The sequence below is a fragment of the Acinetobacter sp. 102 genome, assembly GCF_037028485.1.
Taxonomy (GTDB): Bacteria; Pseudomonadota; Gammaproteobacteria; order Pseudomonadales; family Moraxellaceae; genus Acinetobacter; species Acinetobacter higginsii.
This window is the reverse complement of record NZ_JAZEZK010000017.1, coordinates 1-18,642: the sequence shown is the minus strand read 5'-3', so window position 1 is coordinate 18,642 and position 18,642 is coordinate 1. Positions and strand designations below refer to the sequence as shown.

Annotated in this window: 19 protein-coding genes, 2 tRNA genes and 1 other RNA gene; 15 read left to right on the top strand and 7 right to left on the bottom strand. The window is 40.6% G+C overall.

Going from position 1 to position 18,642, the window contains the following annotated elements; genetic code table 11:
• Window positions 1-71: 71 nt before the first annotated feature.
• Window positions 72-1,175 (bottom strand): outer membrane protein assembly factor BamD, encoded by a 1,104-nt coding sequence (locus WA352_RS16100; RefSeq protein ID WP_004804977.1) that lies wholly within the window; start codon window positions 1,173-1,175, stop codon window positions 72-74.
• Window positions 1,176-1,246: 71 nt separating this feature from the next.
• Between WA352_RS16100 and rluD the strand changes: the two genes are divergently transcribed.
• The 3 genes from rluD to WA352_RS16085 all read left to right on the top strand — a co-directional run bounded on the left by rluD (window position 1,247) and on the right by WA352_RS16085 (window position 3,765).
• Window positions 1,247-2,296, top strand: coding sequence for a 23S rRNA pseudouridine(1911/1915/1917) synthase RluD (gene rluD / locus WA352_RS16095; RefSeq protein WP_026057564.1), 1,050 nt, complete (start codon window positions 1,247-1,249; stop codon window positions 2,294-2,296).
• 72 nt (window positions 2,297-2,368) lie between these two features.
• A complete protein-coding gene (pgeF, locus tag WA352_RS16090) occupies window positions 2,369-3,109 on the top strand; it encodes a peptidoglycan editing factor PgeF (protein WP_033134438.1) in 741 nt (246 codons plus the stop codon).
• 83 nt (window positions 3,110-3,192) lie between these two features.
• Window positions 3,193-3,765 (top strand): flavodoxin family protein, encoded by a 573-nt coding sequence (locus tag WA352_RS16085; protein WP_005312685.1) that lies wholly within the window; start codon window positions 3,193-3,195, stop codon window positions 3,763-3,765.
• Between the two features lie 39 nt (window positions 3,766-3,804).
• On the opposite strand, the gene smpB is transcribed toward WA352_RS16085, so the two are convergent.
• The gene (gene smpB, locus WA352_RS16080) at window positions 3,805-4,281 is read right to left on the bottom strand and encodes an SsrA-binding protein SmpB (RefSeq protein ID WP_005210928.1); all 477 of its coding nucleotides are present in this window, start codon (window positions 4,279-4,281) and stop codon (window positions 3,805-3,807) included.
• A gap of 129 nt (window positions 4,282-4,410) precedes the next feature.
• On the opposite strand from smpB, the gene coaD reads away from it, so the two are divergent.
• From coaD to WA352_RS16055, 5 genes are all read left to right on the top strand, one after another.
• Entirely contained in the window at window positions 4,411-4,902 is a 492-nt protein-coding gene (gene coaD, locus WA352_RS16075) for a pantetheine-phosphate adenylyltransferase (protein WP_004805114.1), read from the top strand.
• 1 nt (window position 4,903) lies between these two features.
• Window positions 4,904-5,167, top strand: coding sequence for a YfhL family 4Fe-4S dicluster ferredoxin (locus WA352_RS16070; protein ID WP_005321387.1), 264 nt, complete (start codon window positions 4,904-4,906; stop codon window positions 5,165-5,167).
• Window positions 5,168-5,193: 26 nt separating this feature from the next.
• Window positions 5,194-5,549: RNase P RNA component class A (rnpB, locus tag WA352_RS16065), an RNA gene on the top strand.
• Between the two features lie 61 nt (window positions 5,550-5,610).
• Window positions 5,611-5,687 (top strand) — tRNA-Met (locus WA352_RS16060).
• 263 nt (window positions 5,688-5,950) lie between these two features.
• A tRNA-Met gene (locus tag WA352_RS16055) sits at window positions 5,951-6,027 on the top strand.
• A gap of 114 nt (window positions 6,028-6,141) precedes the next feature.
• Here WA352_RS16055 and WA352_RS16050 read toward each other — a convergent pair.
• Both WA352_RS16050 and WA352_RS16045 read right to left on the bottom strand, forming a co-directional pair.
• Complete coding sequence (locus WA352_RS16050; RefSeq protein ID WP_033134439.1) at window positions 6,142-7,173, bottom strand: hypothetical protein; 1,032 nt, start codon at window positions 7,171-7,173, stop codon at window positions 6,142-6,144.
• Window positions 7,166-8,791 (bottom strand): NAD+ synthase, encoded by a 1,626-nt coding sequence (locus tag WA352_RS16045; protein ID WP_033134440.1) that lies wholly within the window; start codon window positions 8,789-8,791, stop codon window positions 7,166-7,168. Before WA352_RS16045 ends, WA352_RS16050 begins: the two co-directional genes overlap by 8 nt.
• 863 nt (window positions 8,792-9,654) lie before the next feature.
• On the opposite strand from WA352_RS16045, the gene WA352_RS16040 reads away from it, so the two are divergent.
• Window positions 9,655-9,816: a hypothetical protein gene (locus tag WA352_RS16040; protein ID WP_164467937.1), complete on the top strand. Its 162-nt coding sequence runs from the start codon at window positions 9,655-9,657 to the stop codon at window positions 9,814-9,816.
• A gap of 44 nt (window positions 9,817-9,860) precedes the next feature.
• On the opposite strand, the gene WA352_RS16035 is transcribed toward WA352_RS16040, so the two are convergent.
• A complete protein-coding gene (locus tag WA352_RS16035; protein WP_005321396.1) occupies window positions 9,861-10,397 on the bottom strand; it encodes a hypothetical protein in 537 nt (178 codons plus the stop codon).
• Window positions 10,398-10,474: 77 nt separating this feature from the next.
• Between WA352_RS16035 and WA352_RS16030 the strand changes: the two genes are divergently transcribed.
• Both WA352_RS16030 and WA352_RS16025 read left to right on the top strand, forming a co-directional pair.
• On the top strand, window positions 10,475-11,200 hold the full coding sequence (locus WA352_RS16030; RefSeq protein WP_033134441.1) for a tetratricopeptide repeat protein: 726 nt from the start codon (window positions 10,475-10,477) through the stop codon (window positions 11,198-11,200).
• A 55-nt stretch (window positions 11,201-11,255) separates the two neighbouring features.
• The gene (locus tag WA352_RS16025) at window positions 11,256-11,651 is read left to right on the top strand and encodes a hypothetical protein (RefSeq protein ID WP_033134442.1); all 396 of its coding nucleotides are present in this window, start codon (window positions 11,256-11,258) and stop codon (window positions 11,649-11,651) included.
• Between the two features lie 79 nt (window positions 11,652-11,730).
• On the opposite strand, the gene hemJ is transcribed toward WA352_RS16025, so the two are convergent.
• Both hemJ and WA352_RS16015 read right to left on the bottom strand, forming a co-directional pair.
• On the bottom strand, window positions 11,731-12,183 hold the full coding sequence (hemJ, locus tag WA352_RS16020) for a protoporphyrinogen oxidase HemJ (protein WP_004805133.1): 453 nt from the start codon (window positions 12,181-12,183) through the stop codon (window positions 11,731-11,733).
• A gap of 21 nt (window positions 12,184-12,204) precedes the next feature.
• The gene (locus WA352_RS16015) at window positions 12,205-13,434 is read right to left on the bottom strand and encodes a beta-ketoacyl-ACP synthase II (RefSeq protein ID WP_004805136.1); all 1,230 of its coding nucleotides are present in this window, start codon (window positions 13,432-13,434) and stop codon (window positions 12,205-12,207) included.
• A 291-nt stretch (window positions 13,435-13,725) separates the two neighbouring features.
• On the opposite strand from WA352_RS16015, the gene WA352_RS16010 reads away from it, so the two are divergent.
• From WA352_RS16010 to fusA, 4 genes are all read left to right on the top strand, one after another.
• Window positions 13,726-15,057: an EcsC family protein gene (locus WA352_RS16010; protein ID WP_005321425.1), complete on the top strand. Its 1,332-nt coding sequence runs from the start codon at window positions 13,726-13,728 to the stop codon at window positions 15,055-15,057.
• A gap of 160 nt (window positions 15,058-15,217) precedes the next feature.
• Entirely contained in the window at window positions 15,218-15,592 is a 375-nt protein-coding gene (rpsL, locus tag WA352_RS16005) for a 30S ribosomal protein S12 (RefSeq protein ID WP_004648013.1), read from the top strand.
• A gap of 159 nt (window positions 15,593-15,751) precedes the next feature.
• Window positions 15,752-16,222 carry a 30S ribosomal protein S7 gene (gene rpsG / locus WA352_RS16000; protein ID WP_004655203.1) on the top strand — a complete coding sequence of 157 codons (471 nt, stop codon included), beginning with the start codon at window positions 15,752-15,754 and terminating at the stop codon, window positions 16,220-16,222.
• Window positions 16,223-16,399: 177 nt separating this feature from the next.
• Complete coding sequence (gene fusA, locus WA352_RS15995; RefSeq protein ID WP_005205454.1) at window positions 16,400-18,538, top strand: elongation factor G; 2,139 nt, start codon at window positions 16,400-16,402, stop codon at window positions 18,536-18,538.
• The last annotated feature ends 104 nt before the right edge of the window (window positions 18,539-18,642 follow it).

The following is an 18,642-nucleotide window of genomic DNA, read 5'->3' as shown; positions in this document are numbered from 1 at the left end:
GAATCATTGTTGCATAAAATAAAAAACAGGCAAGGGAGACTTGCCTGTTTGATGTATCAGATGATTGCAAATTAGTTTGCAGCATCGTCCTCAGATGTATTGCTCGCTTCTGGCTTATCGAGTAGGCCAAAGCTTAAACGGTTTTTCCAACTCGGTTTATTTTCCGTGGTTGCTGCTGGTGCTTCAGGTGCTACCACTGGAGCAGGTGTGGCTTGTTCAGTTTCAGGTTTATCAAACAAACCGAAGCTTAAACGGTTGGTTAAGCTGCGTTGTTCAGTATCGCTGCTTACTTCATCTTTTTTCGTTTGAACCGTTTTAGATTCGCGACCCAATAAACCTAAAGTTGCACGATTCACCCAACTACCTTCTTTACGTGCAGCACGTAAATTCACTTCACCATTCGATTTTACGAGATTTGGATAGTTGAGTTTTAAGATATCAATATATTGCTGAGAGGTCGCATTATCGCCAAGTTTTTGATAGCTATAAGCCAAAGTCGCTAATGCTTCAGGCGTTTGTGGTGTTTGCGGATAGTGTTCAATCACCCATTGCGCGCGCTCAGCAGCAGCAAGCCATGCTTTACGTTCAATGTTGAAACGCGCTGCGTTCATTTCGCTTTCAGCCAGTTCTTGACCAATAAACTTCATACGCTGTGCAGCATCAACAGAATATTGGCTACTTGGGAAGCGACGAATCAGTTCTACGAAGTTTTGATAAGCAACTTTGACATAGCTCACATCACGGTGTGATTGCTGTAAAGAAGTATAGCGAATCAAACTGTCGTAATTCATTTCCATGTTGGCTACGCCACGAACATAGTAGGCATAATCAACATTTGGATGTTGAGGATTTAATCGAATGAAACGATCTGCAAGTGCAATCGTACCTTCATAATCTTTTTGCTTGAATTTTGCATAAAGCAGCTCAAGTTGAGCTTGTTGCGTATATTGCCCAGTTGGATAGTACGTGTCTAAAGCTTCAAGTGACTTTACTGCATCGGTATATTGATTGCGTTCAAGCGATTTTATGGCTTTTTCAAAATAAACTTGTTCACTTGATTGTGGTCCTTTATCCACCACATCTTTCTTACTTGGATTGCTGCTACAGCCCACAAATGCAGACGCTACACCTAAAGATAGTGCAAGCACCGTAATTTTATAACGTGGTAGCGACATAAAAACTCCTCTGTTATTCTGGGCAATGAGCTACAATGGTGCTATTAAACCATTTTTGTACCGATCATCAAATGACTTCAGCACAATCTTCCAATTCAAACATCTCTGAAACAGATTTCTTACTCGAAGATTCTGTGGATGCAGATAATCATAATTCCGACTCAACTGCAACACGTTTATCGTTGCAAATTCAACTTGATGAAAACTATTTAGGTCAACGTATTGATCAGGTTGCCGCATTGGTTTGGAGCGAGTTTTCTCGTGAAAAACTCAAGCAATGGATGAAAGACGGTCATCTGTTGGTAAATGGTAACATTGTTAAACCGAAGTACCGTTGTGAAGGCAATGAGCTGCTTACGCTTGAAGTTGAACTTGAGACACAAACTTCGAGCCAACCTGAAAATATTCCATTAAATATTGTCTATGAAGATGACGATATTATTGTAATCAATAAAGAAGTGGGGATGGTCGTTCATCCAGGCGCAGGCAATCCAACTGGAACCTTAGTGAATGCGTTACTTTATCATGCGCCAAAATTGGCAGAGCTGTCTCGTGCAGGCTTGGTACACCGTATTGATAAAGACACCAGTGGTCTATTGGTGGTTGCAAAAAATCTGGAAGCTCAATTTTCTCTGAGCAAGCAGTTAGCCAAGAAAACCGTTTATCGCGTTTATGATTTAGTTGTGTATGGTAATGTCATTGCGGGTGGCACCATTGATGAACCGATTAAGCGTCATCCTGTAGACCGTGTCAAAATGGCGATCTTACCGGGTGGGCGTGATGCGGTAACACATTATAATGTGAAAGAACGCTTCCGTGACTTTACCCGTATTCAGGCACAACTTGAAACAGGGCGTACCCATCAAATTCGTGTGCACTTTAGTTATCTTGGGCATGGTTTGGTTGGCGATCCTGTTTATGTCAATCGCGTGCGTTTCCCAGCAGGTGCATCAGAAACATTAACCGATAAGTTACGTAGCTTTAAGCGTCAAGCTCTACATGCAGCCAAACTCGGTTTGGTACATCCACGTACAGGTGAAGAAATGATGTTTGAAGCGCCTTGGCCTGAAGATTTTACTCAGTTGCTTGAAGTCCTACGTAGTGAAAATGAAGCGTATTAAGTAAAGTTCCTTTTTAATAAAGGATGATTTGTTCAGATCCTCCCTTTGAAAAGGGAGGTTGGGAGGGATTTTATGGAATTTGTAAAAGGTCTGCCTAATGGTGTTTATGTTGGGCAAACACGAATTGAACATGCTCAAACCATTGCAACAGCAAATGAAAATCTGTCTGGGTTTAATCTGGCGTTGCATGTCAATGATGATGCACAACGTGTTCAGCAGCATCGTATGGTCTTGTTGAATCAGTTATCTGTATTTGGTGTAGATAAAATCACATGGATGACGCAAACCCATAGCACGATTTGTCATACCGTAAATGAACAAATTCCATTTATTGCGCTTGAAGGCGATGGCTTGGTTACACAAAAAGCAGGTCATGCTTTAATGATGATGACAGCTGATTGCCTGCCTGTAGTCTTGGGCAATGCCGAAGGGACTGAGGTTGCCAATCTACATGCTGGTTGGCGTGGCTTGGCTAATGGGATTATCGAAAATACAGTCGCTGAATTGCAGTCTCAGCCGAGTTGGGCATGGTTGGGTGCTGCGATTAGCCAACCGTGTTTTGAAATAGGTGCAGAAGTCAAAGCCGCTTTTTGTGAAAAATATCCTGAACTCGAAACTGCTTTTGTTGCTGGTCAAGTGATGGGTAAATATCATGCGGATCTTTATGCGATTGCTCGCTTTATTTTAAACCGTTTGGGCGTGGAAACTGTTTTAGGCGGAGATCAGTGCTCTTATCAACAAGCCGAAGATTATTTTTCTTATCGTCGTGATACAAAAACAGGACGAATGGCAACTTTTGTATTCATGCAATAAATTGCATCCCTTGTGTTGTTGATTCGCCATGTCGTAGTGAAAATGTTAAACTTGATCTAATTCATTGGTTTTTAAAATTCTCCATGTCTGTTATTGAGCAAATTACTCCCCAAGTTAAAGTTTGTGTGGTTTATCATAGCCCTTATGGGCATACGGCCAAAGTTGCGCAATATATTACTCAGGGTGCCGAGCAGGCGGGTGCAGAGGTGCATCTCATTTCTGTGGCTGCGCCACAGTGGGACTTATTAGACCAAGCAGATGTGATTGTTATTGGTTGTCCAACCTATATGGGCAGTCTCACAGCTGCATTGAAACAGTTTATGGAAGATTCATCTAAACGCTGGTTGGCACGGGCATGGCAAGGCAAACTGGCTGCTGGTTTTACCAATGGGGGCGGTCTTAGTGGCGATAAATTGGCGGTATTGCAGCAAATTAACTTATTTGCGATGCAACATGGCATGGTGTGGGCTGGTTTGCCATTTATGCCAACGGGAAGAAGCGCTTTAGATATTAACCGTATGTCGAGCTTTCTGGGCTTAATGACTCAGTCAGATAATGCCAGTGTTGAAATTACTCCACCTGAAGGTGATTTGGAAACTGCACGCAAGTTCGGAAAATATTTAGCTGAATTAAGATTGACGCATATCCCAGTTTAATCTTGAATGAAAAAAACCTCCAATAATTGGAGGTTTTTTTCATTTATACAGCAGACGAGATTTATCACGTTGCCAATCACGGTCTTTTTCTGTGGCACGTTTGTCGTGTAATTGCTTACCTTTCACCAGCGCAATTTCCAACTTAACCAAACGGCCTTTCCAGTAACAAGCCAACGGCACACATGAATAGCCTTTTTGATTCACTGCACCCAAAAGCTTTTCTAGCTCACGACGAGAGAGTAGCAACTTACGCGTACGTGTTGCTTCTGGAACCACATGGGTTGATGCAGACAATAACGGCTGAATTTGTGAGCCCAGCAAAAAAGCTTCGCCATTTTTAAAAATCACATAGCTTTCAGTGAGGGTCATACGTCCTGCACGCAAAGACTTTACTTCCCAGCCTTGGAGGGACATGCCTGCTTCAAATTTTTCTTCGATAAAGTAATCGTGACGCGCTCTTTTATTTTGAGCAATCGTGCCACCATTATGTTTTTTTACAACTGTTGCTTGCGCCATAATTCAAACTTCCACAATTACAGCTATTGTGCCGTAAAACGCAACCTTTTTCCAATGTTTAGGAATTTCGCGTTTAGAGCCAAGATTTGTTAAAATACGCTCCTTATCTCATTAACTAGAGTACAACGCATGTCTAAAACACGTGTGATTTATCCGGGGACTTTTGATCCAATTACCAATGGACATGTTGATTTGGTTGCAAGAGCATCAAAAATGTTTGATGAAGTTGTGGTTGCAATCGCGATTGGTCATCATAAGAATCCTGTGTTTAGTTTAGAAGAGCGTGTTGAATTAGCCAAAGCATCATTGAGTCATTTGACCAATGTTGAGTTTGTTGGTTTTGATGGTTTACTGGTTAATTTCTTCCGTGAACAGCGTGCAACAGCCGTACTCCGTGGTTTAAGAGCAATTTCTGATTTTGAATATGAATTTCAATTGGCGAATATGAACCGTCAACTTGATCCACATTTTGAATCAGTCTTTTTAACTCCCTCTGAGCAATATTCATTTATCTCATCGACATTGGTAAGAGAAATTGCTCGTTTAAAAGGTGATGTGACCAAATTTGTGCCTGCCATTGTGGTTGAGGCCTTTGAACGTAAACATCAACAAGGTTGGTAGCGTGTCTTTATATATTACAGATGAATGCATTAACTGTGATGTCTGTGAACCTGTTTGTCCCAATGAAGCCATTTATATGGGTGAGCTGATTTATGAGATCGATCCTGCACTCTGTACAGAATGCATCGGTCATCATGATCAGCCACAGTGTCAGTTGTTTTGTCCAGTTGATTGTATTCCGCTCGATCCGCAACATGTCGAATCGCATGATGACTTGATGGCGAAATACAAAAAGTTAACTGCGCAAAAAAATGCGAGCAATTAATTTCGATCTTTGATAAGATGCGCCACGAAGTGGGCTGGACGGTCGCTGCTGTGGAGGTCTCCGTGACTGAAACAGGGGAGGAAAGTCCGGGCTTCATAGGGCAAGGTGCCAGGTAACGCCTGGGCGGCGAAAGCCGACGGCAAGTGCAGCAGAGAGTAGACCGCCTCATTCGTGAGGTAAGGGTGAAAGGGTGCGGTAAGAGCGCACCGCGTGTCTGGTAACAGTTCACGGCAAGGTAAACCCCACCAGAAGCAAGACCAAATAGGAATCCTGAGGCACGGCCCGTGCTGGATTCGGGTAGGTCGCTTGAGCGTATGAGTGATTGTACGCCTAGAGGAATGATCGTCCTCGACAGAACCCGGCTTATAGGCCCACTTCTCAAATTTTTTAAAATTGTGCTTGACGTGTGTATTGAAAGTTAAGATAATGCGCCCACAGTTTTCGGCTATGTAGCTCAGTTGGTTAGAGCACCGCACTCATAATGCGGGGGTCACAAGTTCAAGTCTCGTCATAGCCACCATTTTATAGACCACGCTCCTGCGTGGTCTCTTTTTGTCTGTAGTTTTTGTAATCTTCAAAATAATCTTTTGACACTAGATTCTCTGGTTATTTTTAATTGAATAAAAGCTCATTCATGACTCAATTTTGTCGTTGACGCAGAGATCTGTTGAAATTTGATCAATTGATGGCTGATAGCATAAAAACTGTTCATATGTTCTATATTTTCAAGGTCATAGACTTGACCAACTGAATCGAAAACTAGATAATGCGCACACAGTTTACGGCTATGTAGCTCAGTTGGTTAGAGCACCGCACTCATAATGCGGGGGTCACAAGTTCAAGTCTCGTCATAGCCACCATTTTAAAAACCACGCTCCTGCGTGGTTTCTTTTTGTCTGGATTTTGCTCGAAAAAATAATGCATCAGATATGCAAAAGCCTGTAAATGAGTTATTCATTTACAGGCTTTATTTTTTATAGATGCTTTTCGATGCTGGCGAGGGTTTGTGGGCTTTCATAGAACGGTTTTAGGATCAGCGTAATAATCGGTTCTAATACGCCGTGCTCATCTAATGCTTTCACAACTTTTGGATAGAATCGCACAGCCTCATTCAGCAGGTCAGTTTCTTCTAAGCCAATTGCAGCAAAAACATCTTCCAGACTTTCATCTTTATAGAAGTCATAAAACACCTTAACACCGTATAAAATCAAATCTTGTATGAACGTGGACTGGCGTAATTCTTTCCAGTACTCGTAAATCATCACGAAGAACTCTTCTACATCCAGTGGTGTCACTTGTTTGGTGTATTCTGATAAAGGCTGGGCTTTGTTGTCGTCCCAGATATTGCGCGCAAGGCTCTCAAGGTCATCATTTGAAAGCAAGCTGAGATCAACCAGTTGTTCTTGAATGAATCGACCAATACTTTCTTCAATCTTTTGTTCAATACGCTGCTGTTGGCGATGCGAAAAGCTTTTTAGTTTTTGTTGCCATTCGTATTTGCTTTCAGAAATATGCGCTTCATCTGACTGAGCAAATAATTTTGGTAATTTGTTTTGTAGTGTTGTGGTGGCGATGTATTGGCACAACTGCTGAATCGAAGGGCTTTCTTTTAAAAACTGATTTAAATAATGGCGAATATTTTCCAGCTCTAAAAACTTGGATAGCCACATTTCAAACTGGTGATCTGAGAATACGTCTTGTAACTGTGCAGATGACTGTAAAGAAAAGACATGCAGTCTTTGTGCAATTTCTCCAATAAATTCTAACAGACCTGCACCGAGTTGCATTTCAAATGCATAGCGTTTTACAACCGCCTGAATTTGTTCTAATTCAACCACTTCCTTGAGCTGAATATTAGGTGCATGTTGGAGAAAAAGTTGAATAAATTGCTGGAAAAAATCAGCAGAAAGTTGAGTGGTGAGTTGATTTTTATAAAATGAAACTTGCTCAAGCATTAAAGCTTGAGCAAGTAATTGTGACTTTTCAGAAACAATTTTTTCAGTCATTCGCGGTCCATCCATTGACGATCGGGTAGCGTCGCTCACGACTGAAGGCACGTGAACTAATACGTGGTCCAATCGCACCCTGACGACGCTTGTATTCATTACGATCTACCAAGCGAATGACTTTTTCGACCACTTCAGCTTCGTAGCCTTTGGCGATAATATCTGCTTGGCTGAGATCTTCTTCAATATAAGCATATAAGATGGCATCAAGTACATCATAAGCAGGTAATGAATCTTGGTCTTTTTGATCTGGACGAAGTTCTGCTGATGGTGGACGAGTAATCACACGCTCTGGAATCACAGGTGTTTCTTCAAGCGTGTTACGGTATTTTGCTAATTCAAATACAATGGTTTTATACACGTCTTTCAGCACTGAAAAACCACCAACCATATCGCCATAGAGGGTGCAATAGCCTACCGAGATTTCAGACTTGTTGCCTGTAGATAGCACGAGATTACCAAATTTATTAGATAAACCCATCAGTAAAGTACCGCGAGTACGTGCTTGTAAATTTTCTTCAGTTGCATCAGCAGGGGTATTACCAAAGAATGGGAACAAGGTTTGCATGAAGCTATTTACGATTGGGTGAATCTCGGCAATACCAAAGGTGACGCCCATACGACGTGCTTGTTCAGTTGCATCTTCTACACTCATTTGTGAGGTGTAGGTATAAGGCATCATTACAGCCTGTACTTTATCTGCACCAATGGCATCAACCGCAATGGCCAATGTTAAAGCTGAATCGATTCCGCCAGATAAGCCAAGAATCACACCTGGGAAGCCAGAGCGTTGCACGTAGTCACGTGTTGCCATCACTAAAGCTTGATAAATCTCGGCAAAAGTTTCTAATGTAGGAATCGCATCAGTTGCTTTGAACTGTTTTTGTTCTGCATCATATTCAGCGTAAGCAAGCGCTTCTTGAAAGCTTGGTACTTGCAGTGCAAGTTGGCCGCTATTATTGCTGACAAAGCTTGAACCATCAAAAATAAGGTCGTCTTGTCCACCCACTTGGTTGACATAGACAATATTTAGACTCAATTGTTTTGCAAGTTCATTGAGGGTTTGAATGCGGTGTTGTGGTTTGCCCACTTCATACGGTGAAGCATTTAAGACCAGAACTGTTTCAACATTCAATTGACTGAGTTGTTTAACGGTATTCAGTGACCAAACATCTTCACAAATCAAGACACCGAATTTATGGCCTAGATATTCAAAAACAAGATGTTGATGACCTTCTTGGAAATAGCGTTTCTCATCGAACACGCCATAATTTGGCAGGTTTTGTTTGTTATAAACACCTAAAACTTGCCCGTCTTTCATGACAGCAGCGGAGTTATAGCGATGACCATCCTCAGTTTGGTGCACAAAACCGAATACCATCAAGATATCTTTTACTTCGCTTAATTGGGCAAACGCTTTTTGAGTGCGCTTTTGTAGATTTGGTCGGAGTAATAGGTCTTCAGCAGGGTAACCAAGCGTAGAAAGTTCAGGGAAGATGATCAAATCAGCCTGTTGTTGTTTCGCTAAATTTGCTTGCTCAACCATCTTTTGAGTATTTGCATCAATATTGCCAATGTGCGGAGAGAATTGAGCAAGGGCAACTTTAAAATTTTTCATTCAAACCTAATCCTAAGTCTTAACAAGTTCTGATATACAAGTTGTTGATTTATATGGGTATAATTATTTAAAACAAGTGTATATCATGGCGCCAAACATTTTATATCTTAAAGAAAAATGACAAGTTTACTAATATATACTAAATGCACATTTTTCTGCGTAAAAATAACAAGTTTTTCTGTATAAAACAGCAACATTTCTCAATGTTTGCGTGATTATGGTGCATGATTATAAATAAATTGAATAGAGTCATATAAAGTTTTTTTCATGTCATTTTCGCATGTAAGCATGACACCCTAATTACAAGATCAACAAACAATAAAAAATTGAGAAAAAAGAACAACTTTAGGTTTTTACTTTACATTTAAAAATATTTAAAACAGTTGTACTTTTTTGAAAGATGTTATTGTTCAATAATTTAAAATTATATTGTGTGTTTTTTATACCGTTTATCGGGAATATCTTTGCGACACTTGAGTGTACATTTGTGCACTGCTATTATCCTAATTAATGTGAACGGATGTGCACTTTGATACTCATCAAGTGTAACCAAGCACGTAAAATGAAGAGGTAACAACAATGTCAGTTTTATTATTTCCTGTAATTGCTTTTGGTTTGGCTGTAGTCGTTGGTCGTGTGGGTACAGTAATGTTCCAAGAAAAAGATCAACAAGTTTAATTGATCATTAAATTTTGATTCATTTTTGATGAGGTAACGAACAATGTCAGTTTTATTATTTCCGGTAATTGCTTTTGGTTTAGCTGTGGTTGTTGGTCGTATTGGAACAGTAATGTTTCGCGAACAAGATCAGCAGGCCTAACCTAGTTTTTAAATAGTCATTTTAAATAAAGAGGTGCGAAATTATGACTTCAACAATTTTATTGCCTGTAATCGCCTTGGTATTCGCTATTGGTGTTGGGCGTATTGGTACCATTGTTAAGGATGCGATGCGTGTAGATTTTACGACTGATATGGATGATAGTCATGAACTTAATAATGAAACTCAAAAAGGCACTGCTGCATAATTTTTCTTGCACAATGCTTACTTAAAAAGCTCTGTAGTTAAAACTTACAGGGCTTTTTTATTTTTTAGAATAATGTTGGGGATTTTGTGGAAAAACACATCTCGTGCAATATCACCTTGTTGTTCGATGTTATAACTAGAAAAGGCTTTGTTTTTTATAAATTGATATCGATATGGATTGTATTGCTTAAAACTGAGGTAATAGCCAACTTGAAGGATTGCACCTTTAACAACCACATTGATTCCTTGCTGAAACTGTAAAATATGCGCTAGTTCGTGAATAAAGATTCCCTGCAAGGATGTGGAGCATGTTGAATAGTCAGGGCTAAAGTATTTCTGATGCACAAATAGATTGCCATTGGGTGCCATAAAAATATTAGTAGGTTGCCAAGGTAGGTAGGGAATATTAAAAATCTTTATTTGTGCATAATCGATAAGATCGCCAAAGACAGGGCGTGCCATTTCGATTTCACCAGACGTCAAACCACGATATTGGAATTGATTCATTTTGAGGTAAAAGATTAGGCTGGCAATGAATCGAGCTTTCAATTTTGGTAGAGCATGCTGTATTGGTTTGTTCATCTGAACTAGGCATCTGAAAAACGTGAAGATCTAGTTTATTCTAGAATAAAAGCAAACTAAACAGGGTGAATTTTGGTATGCGAAGCATTAAATTAATGGTTTTTTCACTCTGTTGGATGAGCTGCGCAGCTTTTGCAAATTTAGACATACAGCACTATACAAATTGTACGGGATCACCATTGAAAGCGTTACAAGCTAATAGCACGCTTTTTTTCTTAACCATTGATGCTTATAAAAATAATCAATACAACTATGCTGCAATCTTGGATGCATCTGAAACTGAAATGACGCAGTGTTTTATTGTTGATCAAAACCGAAACGTGATTTTAGATACCATACCCAGCATGATTTCTAACAGTTGCAGTGGACAATGGGATAAACAAAGTCATACACCGGTTTGGATGGCTGATATTGGTGGGGGAAAAGATGGGGTTAACTACTTTCACTACTTAGCTTCGGAACAGTTAAAGCAACTCAATAAAAGAGATGTTTCTGAGATACAGCAAATTGTTGGGAGCATTGATTGCCAATTATCTACCTATAGAAAACAGGATGCAGCAGAACTAAACGATTCTGCATTTTTCCTTTATCAATTGGGTTATTATGATGCTTCATTAAGATTTTTAAACCATGTCATAAAATTAGATCCGAATAGAACTGTGGCTTACTTAAATCGAGCGGATGCTTATTTAGCTTTAAAAAATATAGGTCAAGCCAGAAAAAATTACATGATGTATGCTGATCAAATGAAAAAGTTGGGCTTATCCAACAAAGTCCCGTTAAGAATAAAAAAATATTTATGATCTGATGGCGAGCGCAGAAATACAGATCAATCATTTGCAGCAAGAGATGAAATGAATGATGAAACAAACTTTATGGTTGTGCCTGTTTTTATCTGTGTGTGTACAGGCCTATGCAAGTAATGAATATTACTGTTTTGCTAATGGCAAAAAATCAATTTTATTGGTTTCACCACAATATCAAAAGACACAAACGATTAAGTATTATCCCTATCTCAAAGATATCAAGCTTTCTGAGCCAGTCTATATTGAAGAGGTTGAGATGGGTGAAGTCGCTCAGCCCGAAGTTTATAAGACCATGAATGAGCTGATTGATGGCAAAGTGACAGGGCAATATACCTTTGTGTCGCAGGGCTATATTCTTTATGGTGTAAGTTATCGTAATCTGAAAACAAAAAAAGAGACACATTTTGAGCAAGTGTCTTTGAATTTGAAGGGGATAAGCTGTTTGTAGTCTGGATGCCTAGATCGGAAACGAATGCTGTAATTGTTTTTGAAGAAAATTACAGCATTAGAAAACAAGACTTGTTGTCTTAGAACTGAGGTTTTACTACGACTAAAATCACCACTGCAAATAAGATCAAGGTCGGCATCTCATTAAAGAAGCGCCAAAACTTGTGTGATTTATAGTGAGCATTGCCAATCAGTTTTTTACGGTAATAACCACAAACAAAATGGTAAATCACCAATAAACCGACTAGACCGACTTTAAGGTAGAACCATAAAGCTTCATGATAATGTCGGGTTGCATCGCCCCAATCAACCAGAAAGTGGGCGGTAATAAGTGTGGCAATCATAGACGGCCACATAATACCGCGATACAACTTACGTTCCATGACTTCAAAGCGTTGATGGCTAACTGCATCTTCACTCATGGCATGGTAGACATAAAGGCGTGGTAAGTAGAACAATGCAGCGAACCAGCAAACCACAGCAATAATATGTAATGCTTTTACCCATAAGAAAGCATCAGAAGGTGCATCCATCGATAATCCTGCTAAATGGGATTATGCGTCCCACTTCTTGAAAATAAGGCAGGCGTTAACACCGCCAAAGCCAAAACTGTTACTCATGACAGTATTCAGTTTTGCATCACGTTTTTCAAGTACAATATCGAAACCTTGTGCGCCTTCATCAAGCTCAGTCACGTTGATGTTTGGCGCAATAAAGTCATTTTGCATCATCAAGACAGAATAAATTGCTTCCTGAACGCCCGCAGCACCTAAGCTATGACCCGTCATCGATTTGGTCGAGCTGAGTGGAGGAACTTGTCCTTCACCAAATGCACGTTCCATTGCTTTAAGCTCAGTTACGTCACCCGCTGGTGTTGAAGTACCGTGTGTGTTGACATAGTCAATTTGCTCTACACCATGCTGTTTTGCTTCATCCAACGCCATGATGATACAACGTGTTGCACCTTCGCCACTTGGCGCAACCATGTCAGCACCATCACTGTTTGCAGCATAGCCAATCACTTCAGCGAGGATATTCGCGCCACGTGCTTGCGCATGTTCAAGTGACTCAAGCACCACGAAACCACCACCACCAGCAATCACGAAACCGTCACGGTCTTTTGAGTATGGGCGTGATGCAGTTTCAGGTGTGTCATTGTATTTTGAACACAATGCGCCCATCGCATCAAACAATAAGCTTTGTGACCAGTGATCTTCTTCACCACCGCCAGCAAGCATTAAATCTTGTTTACCCAATTGAATCAGGTTGTAGGCATAACCAATCGCATCGGCAGACGTTGCACATGCACTGGTAATCGAGTGCGCTACGCCTTGCAGTTTGAATGCAACGCCAACGTTCGCGGTAATGGTGTTACTCATATTACGAGGTACAAAGAAAGGACCGATTTTACGCGCACCTTTTTCCTCTAATAGTTTGATCATTTCTGCAACAGATGCAGTTGAGTTACCACCAGAACCGCCAGCGATACCGTAACGTGGATTGTTTGCCAAATCTTCTTGTTTCAGTCCAGCATGTTCAACAGCTGCGACAGCTGCGTTATACGCATACATCGCACAGACGCCCATAAAGCGTTTCAGTTTGCGATCAATACCATCAAAATCCTGTTCAGCTGCAGCGCTGACATGGCTTTTGAAATTCAGTTCTGCATAAGTTGGATTTAAACGTGTGCCTGAGATTCCATTTTTTAAAGAATGAGTGACCTCTTCTAAAGAGTTACCGATACATGAGTTAATGCCCATACCAGTGATTACAACACGTTTCATTTACAGATCCCTTTTATGGTAATACTTAAGCCCTGTGCATCTCGCTATGAATACAGATCAGGAGAAAAATAACGATTAAAATGGCTTATGAGTGAATGACACCATGATAGCAGAAAGGTTTTTTATTTCTTATGGCAAATCTTATGCCTATTTCCAGTTGTGTAAATATTCGTAAATATTCGCGATGTTGTGACGAAACGTAAAGAAAGAACACAGATAAAAGTTGAGATAAATCTGCATTCAACCTAGTATTTACCTAGAAATGCACAGATTACACAACAGAGGTACTTGATGACAAAATCTAAAAACAAGCAATCTTCAGGTTTATTTGCACAAGCCTTTGGAGTGGCTAAAAAGCTCAGTTCAGAATTGCAGAAATTTCAAGTTGCCCCAACCACATCGGGTGCGGAACTCGCGAATTCATCCAATATTGTTGAAGGAAAAGCACGTTTCAAAAGTCCATTTGAGGTCGAAAAATACGAAAATCCTCAGCAAATGCTACGTCAACAATTTCCAAAACTATCTCATCAATTGTTAGGTCGTCATTATAACCGAGTGAATAGTGTGGCTTCGTTTGTATCACCAGATTTGGGCGATAAGGTCTCAGACTATTTATTCCAATGGTTAAATGAGTTTAGTTCAAATAGTTCTTTGACTGAAAAAATCCTTGAGGAAGCAGGGGTCAAAGATATTATGGAACTGACCACAGATACAGGACGTTCACAGCGCCTAAGTCAGGCATTAATTGAGCAAAATAAATTATTGGCTGCAGCACAAGGAGCGATTACAGGTGCAACGGGAGTCTGGGGTGCAGCGATCGATATTCCAGCATCTATTGTTTTGACCTTGAGAACGATTTATCAAACTGGTCGTTCACATGGTTTTGATTTATCTGAGGATACAGATCAAGAAATTGTTGCTTTCATCTTTAAAGAAATTGATTTGAGTTTAGTTGCGGAAAAACAAACCTTGTTAGTTGCGTTAAAAGCGTTGAAATCCATGTTGGAAACGCATGATTTGCAACAGTTTCAGCAATTGTTAGGTTCAAATAATGATATTGAGTTGGTGAAAAAATGGTTAGTGGATGAAAGTGGTGAGTTTAAATGGAACTGGCTCAATCGGATTCCTCAAGCTTCTGTGCTTAGTAAATTGACACCTGTTGCAGGTGCAGCGCTAGGTGGTTTCTATAGTTGGAGACTATTAGAGGATGTTGGGCACAAATCGCAATCTATTTTTGGTGCAGCTCGCTTCTATATTAATGAACATCCCCATGAAAAAATTTCGCCACTAGATGCATATTTTAAGGCGGAAGCTTTATTGAAAAAGGCGAGCCCACGTTTATTAAGTGCAGCGGCAGAAGCCAACAAAACCACAGCATCAGATGAACAGAATGATGTGATTACTAAAGTGACGGTTCAAGTGAAAGCAAATAAAGCTTCGACAGTCGCTGTGGGTGACAAGGTAGAAGAGGGAATTCAGCAGCTTGCAGAACAACATGTGGTTGAACATCCCCATGCGGAACAACAGCCAGCATTAAAAGTACAGCAAGATGAAACTTTTGAGGATATTGAGGCTGAGCAAAAATCAATTGATATAGAACCTGCCTCAACAAAACATAGCTAAATCTGGCTGTAATGTTTTAGACATAAAAAACACAACAAACATCAGAAATGGTCGACACTTCAAATGTTGACCATTTTTACTTCTTAGCTTACAATTATGTGCCCTTAAAAAGAGGTTCTTTCCTTTTTTTAAGGTTGTTTAATAACGGGAGAATTGCCAAATGGCAACAACAAATCAGTTGATCCGTAAGGGTCGTACAACTTTGATTGAAAAATCTAAAGTTCCTGCGTTGAAGGCTTGTCCACAACGTCGTGGTGTATGTACACGTGTTTATACTACTACACCTAAAAAACCTAACTCAGCAATGCGTAAGGTTTGCCGTGTTCGCTTAACTTCAGGTTTTGAAGTATCTAGCTATATCGGTGGTGAAGGTCATAACCTACAAGAGCACAGTGTTGTTCTTATCCGTGGTGGTCGTGTTAAAGACTTACCAGGTGTACGTTACCATACCGTTCGTGGTTCTTTAGACTGTGCTGGCGTTAAAGATCGTAACCAGTCACGTTCTAAATACGGTACTAAGCGTCCTAAGAAGTAATTCTAGGAAACTAGTCCAAATAACCCTTTAGCGTTTCGCTTGTTTGAATTCTTCATAGTTTTGTAATTCAAGCGACGTATAGTAAGGCCAGCGAAAGTACATGACACTCGTACAAACTGCTGGATTATCCTGAAGTGTCATATTATTAGGTGTATTAAAATGCCAAGACGTCGCGTAGTCGCTGCTCGTGAGATCCTTCCAGATCCAAAATTTAGCAGCCAAACAATCGCTAAATTCATGAACCACGTAATGCAAGATGGTAAAAAATCTATTGCTGAAAGTATCGTTTACGGTGCTTTAGACCGCGTTCAAGAAAAAAACAAAGTAGACCCGGTTGAATTTTTCGAGACTACTCTTGAAAAAGTTCGTCCTATGGTTGAAGTAAAAGCACGCCGTGTTGGTGGTGCTACTTATCAAGTACCTATGGAAGTACGCCCATCCCGTCGTACTGCTCTAGCTATGCGTTGGTTAGTAGATGCTGCTGCTAAGCGTTCTGAAAAAACGATGGCTTTACGTCTTGCTGGTGAGTTGCTTGATGCAGCTGAAGGTAAAGGTGCAGCGATCAAAAAACGTGAAGACGTGCATCGTATGGCTGAAGCCAACAAAGCCTTCTCTCACTACCGTTTCTAAGCGGATAAAACAGTCCCTAATCAGGAGAATATTCATGCGTACCGCGGCTCGATTCAACATCGCTCTTTACCAAAGTGGGGGCTTTGCGGGTATTTAAGTTGCCTGCTTGGATATTCGTGCGCATCAATTTAATTGGTGCGTCCTGTTTTAAATATAACATTTAGGAATGTAGACATCATGGCTCGCCAAACCCCAATTAGTAATTACCGTAACATCGGTATTTCTGCGCACATTGACGCAGGTAAAACAACTACAACTGAACGTATTTTGTTCTACACAGGTGTATCTCACAAAATTGGTGAAGTACACGATGGTGCAGCAACAATGGACTGGATGGAACAAGAGCAAGAGCGTGGTATTACAATTACCTCTGCTGCTACAACTTGTTTCTGGTCTGGTATGGCTAACCAATTCCAACAACACCGTATCAACGTAATTGATACACCGGGACACGTAGACTTCACAATCGAAGTTGAACGTTCTATGCGTGTTCTTGACGGTGCGTGCATGGTTTACTGTGCAGTTGGTGGTGTACAGCCTCAGTCTGAAACTGTATGGCGTCAAGCGAACAAATATAAAGTGCCTCGTTTAGCATTCGTGAACAAGATGGACCGTACTGGTGCAAACTTCTTCCGTGCTGTTGAGCAAGTTAAAACTCGTTTAGGTGGTAATCCTGTGCCTATCGTTGTGCCAATCGGTGCAGAAGATACGTTCACAGGTGTTGTTGACCTTATCGAAATGAAAGCGATTATCTGGGATGAAGCATCTCAAGGTATGAAGTTCGAATACGGTGATATTCCTGCTGACCTCGTTGAGATTTCTCAAGAATGGCGTACTAAGATGGTTGAAGCTGCGGCTGAAGCATCTGAAGAGCTAATGGACAAGTACTTGGAAGAAGGTGATCTTTCTAAAGAAGAAATCATCGCTGGTCTTCGTACACGTACATTGGCTTCTGAAATCCAAGTTATGCTTTGTGGTTCAGCGTTCAAGAACAAAGGTGTTCAACGTATGTTGGATGCTGTAATTCAATTCTTGCCTTCTCCTACAGAAGTTAAAGCGATTGAAGGTATTCTTGACGACAAAGATGAAACTAAAGCATCTCGTGAAGCATCTGACGAAGCGCCGTTCTCTGCACTTGCGTTCAAAATCATGAACGATAAGTTCGTAGGTAACTTAACATTCGTACGTGTTTATTCTGGTGTTCTTAAACAAGGTGATCCGGTTTATAACCCAGTTAAATCTAAGCGTGAACGTATCGGTCGTATCGTGCAAATGCACGCGAACGAACGTCAAGATCTTGAAGAAATCCGTGCAGGTGATATCGCAGCGTGTGTAGGTCTTAAAGACGTTACTACGGGTGATACATTATGTGATGAGAAAAACATCATTACTCTTGAGCGTATGGAATTCCCAGAGCCAGTAATTTCATTGGCTGTTGAACCAAAAACTAAAGCTGACCAAGAAAAAATGTCAATTGCTTTAGGTCGTTTGGCGAAAGAAGATCCATCGTTCCGCGTTCGTACAGACGAAGAATCTGGTCAAACAATTATTGCTGGTATGGGTGAGCTTCACCTTGACATCATCGTTGACCGTATGAAGCGTGAATTCGGTGTTGAAGCGAACATTGGTAAACCAATGGTTGCTTACCGTGAAACGATCAAAAAGTCTGTTGAGCAAGAAGGTAAGTTTGTTCGTCAAACAGGTGGTAAAGGTAAATTCGGTCATGTATATGTTCGTTTAGAGCCTATGGATGTTGAAGAAGCTGGTAAAGAATACCAATTCGCTGAAGAAGTTGTCGGCGGTACAGTACCTAAAGAATTCTTTGGTGCGGTTGATAAAGGTATTCAAGAACGTATGAAGAATGGTGTATTGGCTGGTTACCCTGTTGTGGGTATCAAAGCGACATTATTCGACGGTTCTTACCACGATGTCGACTCTGACGAATTATCGTTCAAAATGGCTGGTTCATACGCTTTCCGTGACGGTTTCATGAAAGCTGATCCTATCCTTCTTGAACCAATCATGAAAGTTGAAGTAGAAACTCCAGAAGACTACATGGGCGATATCATGGGTGACTTAAACCGTCGTCGTGGTATGGTTCAAGGTATGGACGATCTTCCTGGTGGAACAAAAGCAATTAAAGCAGAAGTTCCATTGGCTGAGATGTTTGGTTACGCGACTCAAATGCGTTCTATGTCTCAAGGTCGTGCGACGTATTCTATGGAATTCGCTAAATACGCTGAAACACCACGTAACGTGGCTGAAGGCATCATCGCTAAGTTCCAAGCTGGCGGTAAAAAAGGTGACGACGAGTAATCTTTCGATTACTATATTACCCAACTAAATTTAGTTAAAAAACCAAGTGCTCATGGGCGACCCTCATGAGCAGTTTATAAAGGAAGATCATCATGGCTAAAGCC

What these genes read in the sequence shown, in the direction of transcription:
- WA352_RS16100 (WP_004804977.1), bottom strand. Translation starts at nt 1,175, where the DNA reads ATGTCGCTACCACGTTATAAAATTACGGTGCTTGCACTATCTTTAGGT.
- rluD (WP_026057564.1), top strand. Translation starts at nt 1,247, where the DNA reads ATGACTTCAGCACAATCTTCCAATTCAAACATCTCTGAAACAGATTTC.
- pgeF (WP_033134438.1), top strand. Translation starts at nt 2,369, where the DNA reads ATGGAATTTGTAAAAGGTCTGCCTAATGGTGTTTATGTTGGGCAAACA.
- WA352_RS16085 (WP_005312685.1), top strand. Translation starts at nt 3,193, where the DNA reads ATGTCTGTTATTGAGCAAATTACTCCCCAAGTTAAAGTTTGTGTGGTT.
- smpB (WP_005210928.1), bottom strand. Translation starts at nt 4,281, where the DNA reads ATGGCGCAAGCAACAGTTGTAAAAAAACATAATGGTGGCACGATTGCT.
- coaD (WP_004805114.1), top strand. Translation starts at nt 4,411, where the DNA reads ATGTCTAAAACACGTGTGATTTATCCGGGGACTTTTGATCCAATTACC.
- WA352_RS16050 (WP_033134439.1), bottom strand. Translation starts at nt 7,173, where the DNA reads ATGACTGAAAAAATTGTTTCTGAAAAGTCACAATTACTTGCTCAAGCT.
- WA352_RS16045 (WP_033134440.1), bottom strand. Translation starts at nt 8,791, where the DNA reads ATGAAAAATTTTAAAGTTGCCCTTGCTCAATTCTCTCCGCACATTGGC.
- WA352_RS16040 (WP_164467937.1), top strand. Translation starts at nt 9,655, where the DNA reads ATGACTTCAACAATTTTATTGCCTGTAATCGCCTTGGTATTCGCTATT.
- WA352_RS16035 (WP_005321396.1), bottom strand. Translation starts at nt 10,397, where the DNA reads ATGAACAAACCAATACAGCATGCTCTACCAAAATTGAAAGCTCGATTC.
- WA352_RS16030 (WP_033134441.1), top strand. Translation starts at nt 10,475, where the DNA reads ATGCGAAGCATTAAATTAATGGTTTTTTCACTCTGTTGGATGAGCTGC.
- WA352_RS16025 (WP_033134442.1), top strand. Translation starts at nt 11,256, where the DNA reads ATGATGAAACAAACTTTATGGTTGTGCCTGTTTTTATCTGTGTGTGTA.
- hemJ (WP_004805133.1), bottom strand. Translation starts at nt 12,183, where the DNA reads ATGGATGCACCTTCTGATGCTTTCTTATGGGTAAAAGCATTACATATT.
- WA352_RS16015 (WP_004805136.1), bottom strand. Translation starts at nt 13,434, where the DNA reads ATGAAACGTGTTGTAATCACTGGTATGGGCATTAACTCATGTATCGGT.
- WA352_RS16010 (WP_005321425.1), top strand. Translation starts at nt 13,726, where the DNA reads ATGACAAAATCTAAAAACAAGCAATCTTCAGGTTTATTTGCACAAGCC.
- rpsL (WP_004648013.1), top strand. Translation starts at nt 15,218, where the DNA reads ATGGCAACAACAAATCAGTTGATCCGTAAGGGTCGTACAACTTTGATT.
- rpsG (WP_004655203.1), top strand. Translation starts at nt 15,752, where the DNA reads ATGCCAAGACGTCGCGTAGTCGCTGCTCGTGAGATCCTTCCAGATCCA.
- fusA (WP_005205454.1), top strand. Translation starts at nt 16,400, where the DNA reads ATGGCTCGCCAAACCCCAATTAGTAATTACCGTAACATCGGTATTTCT.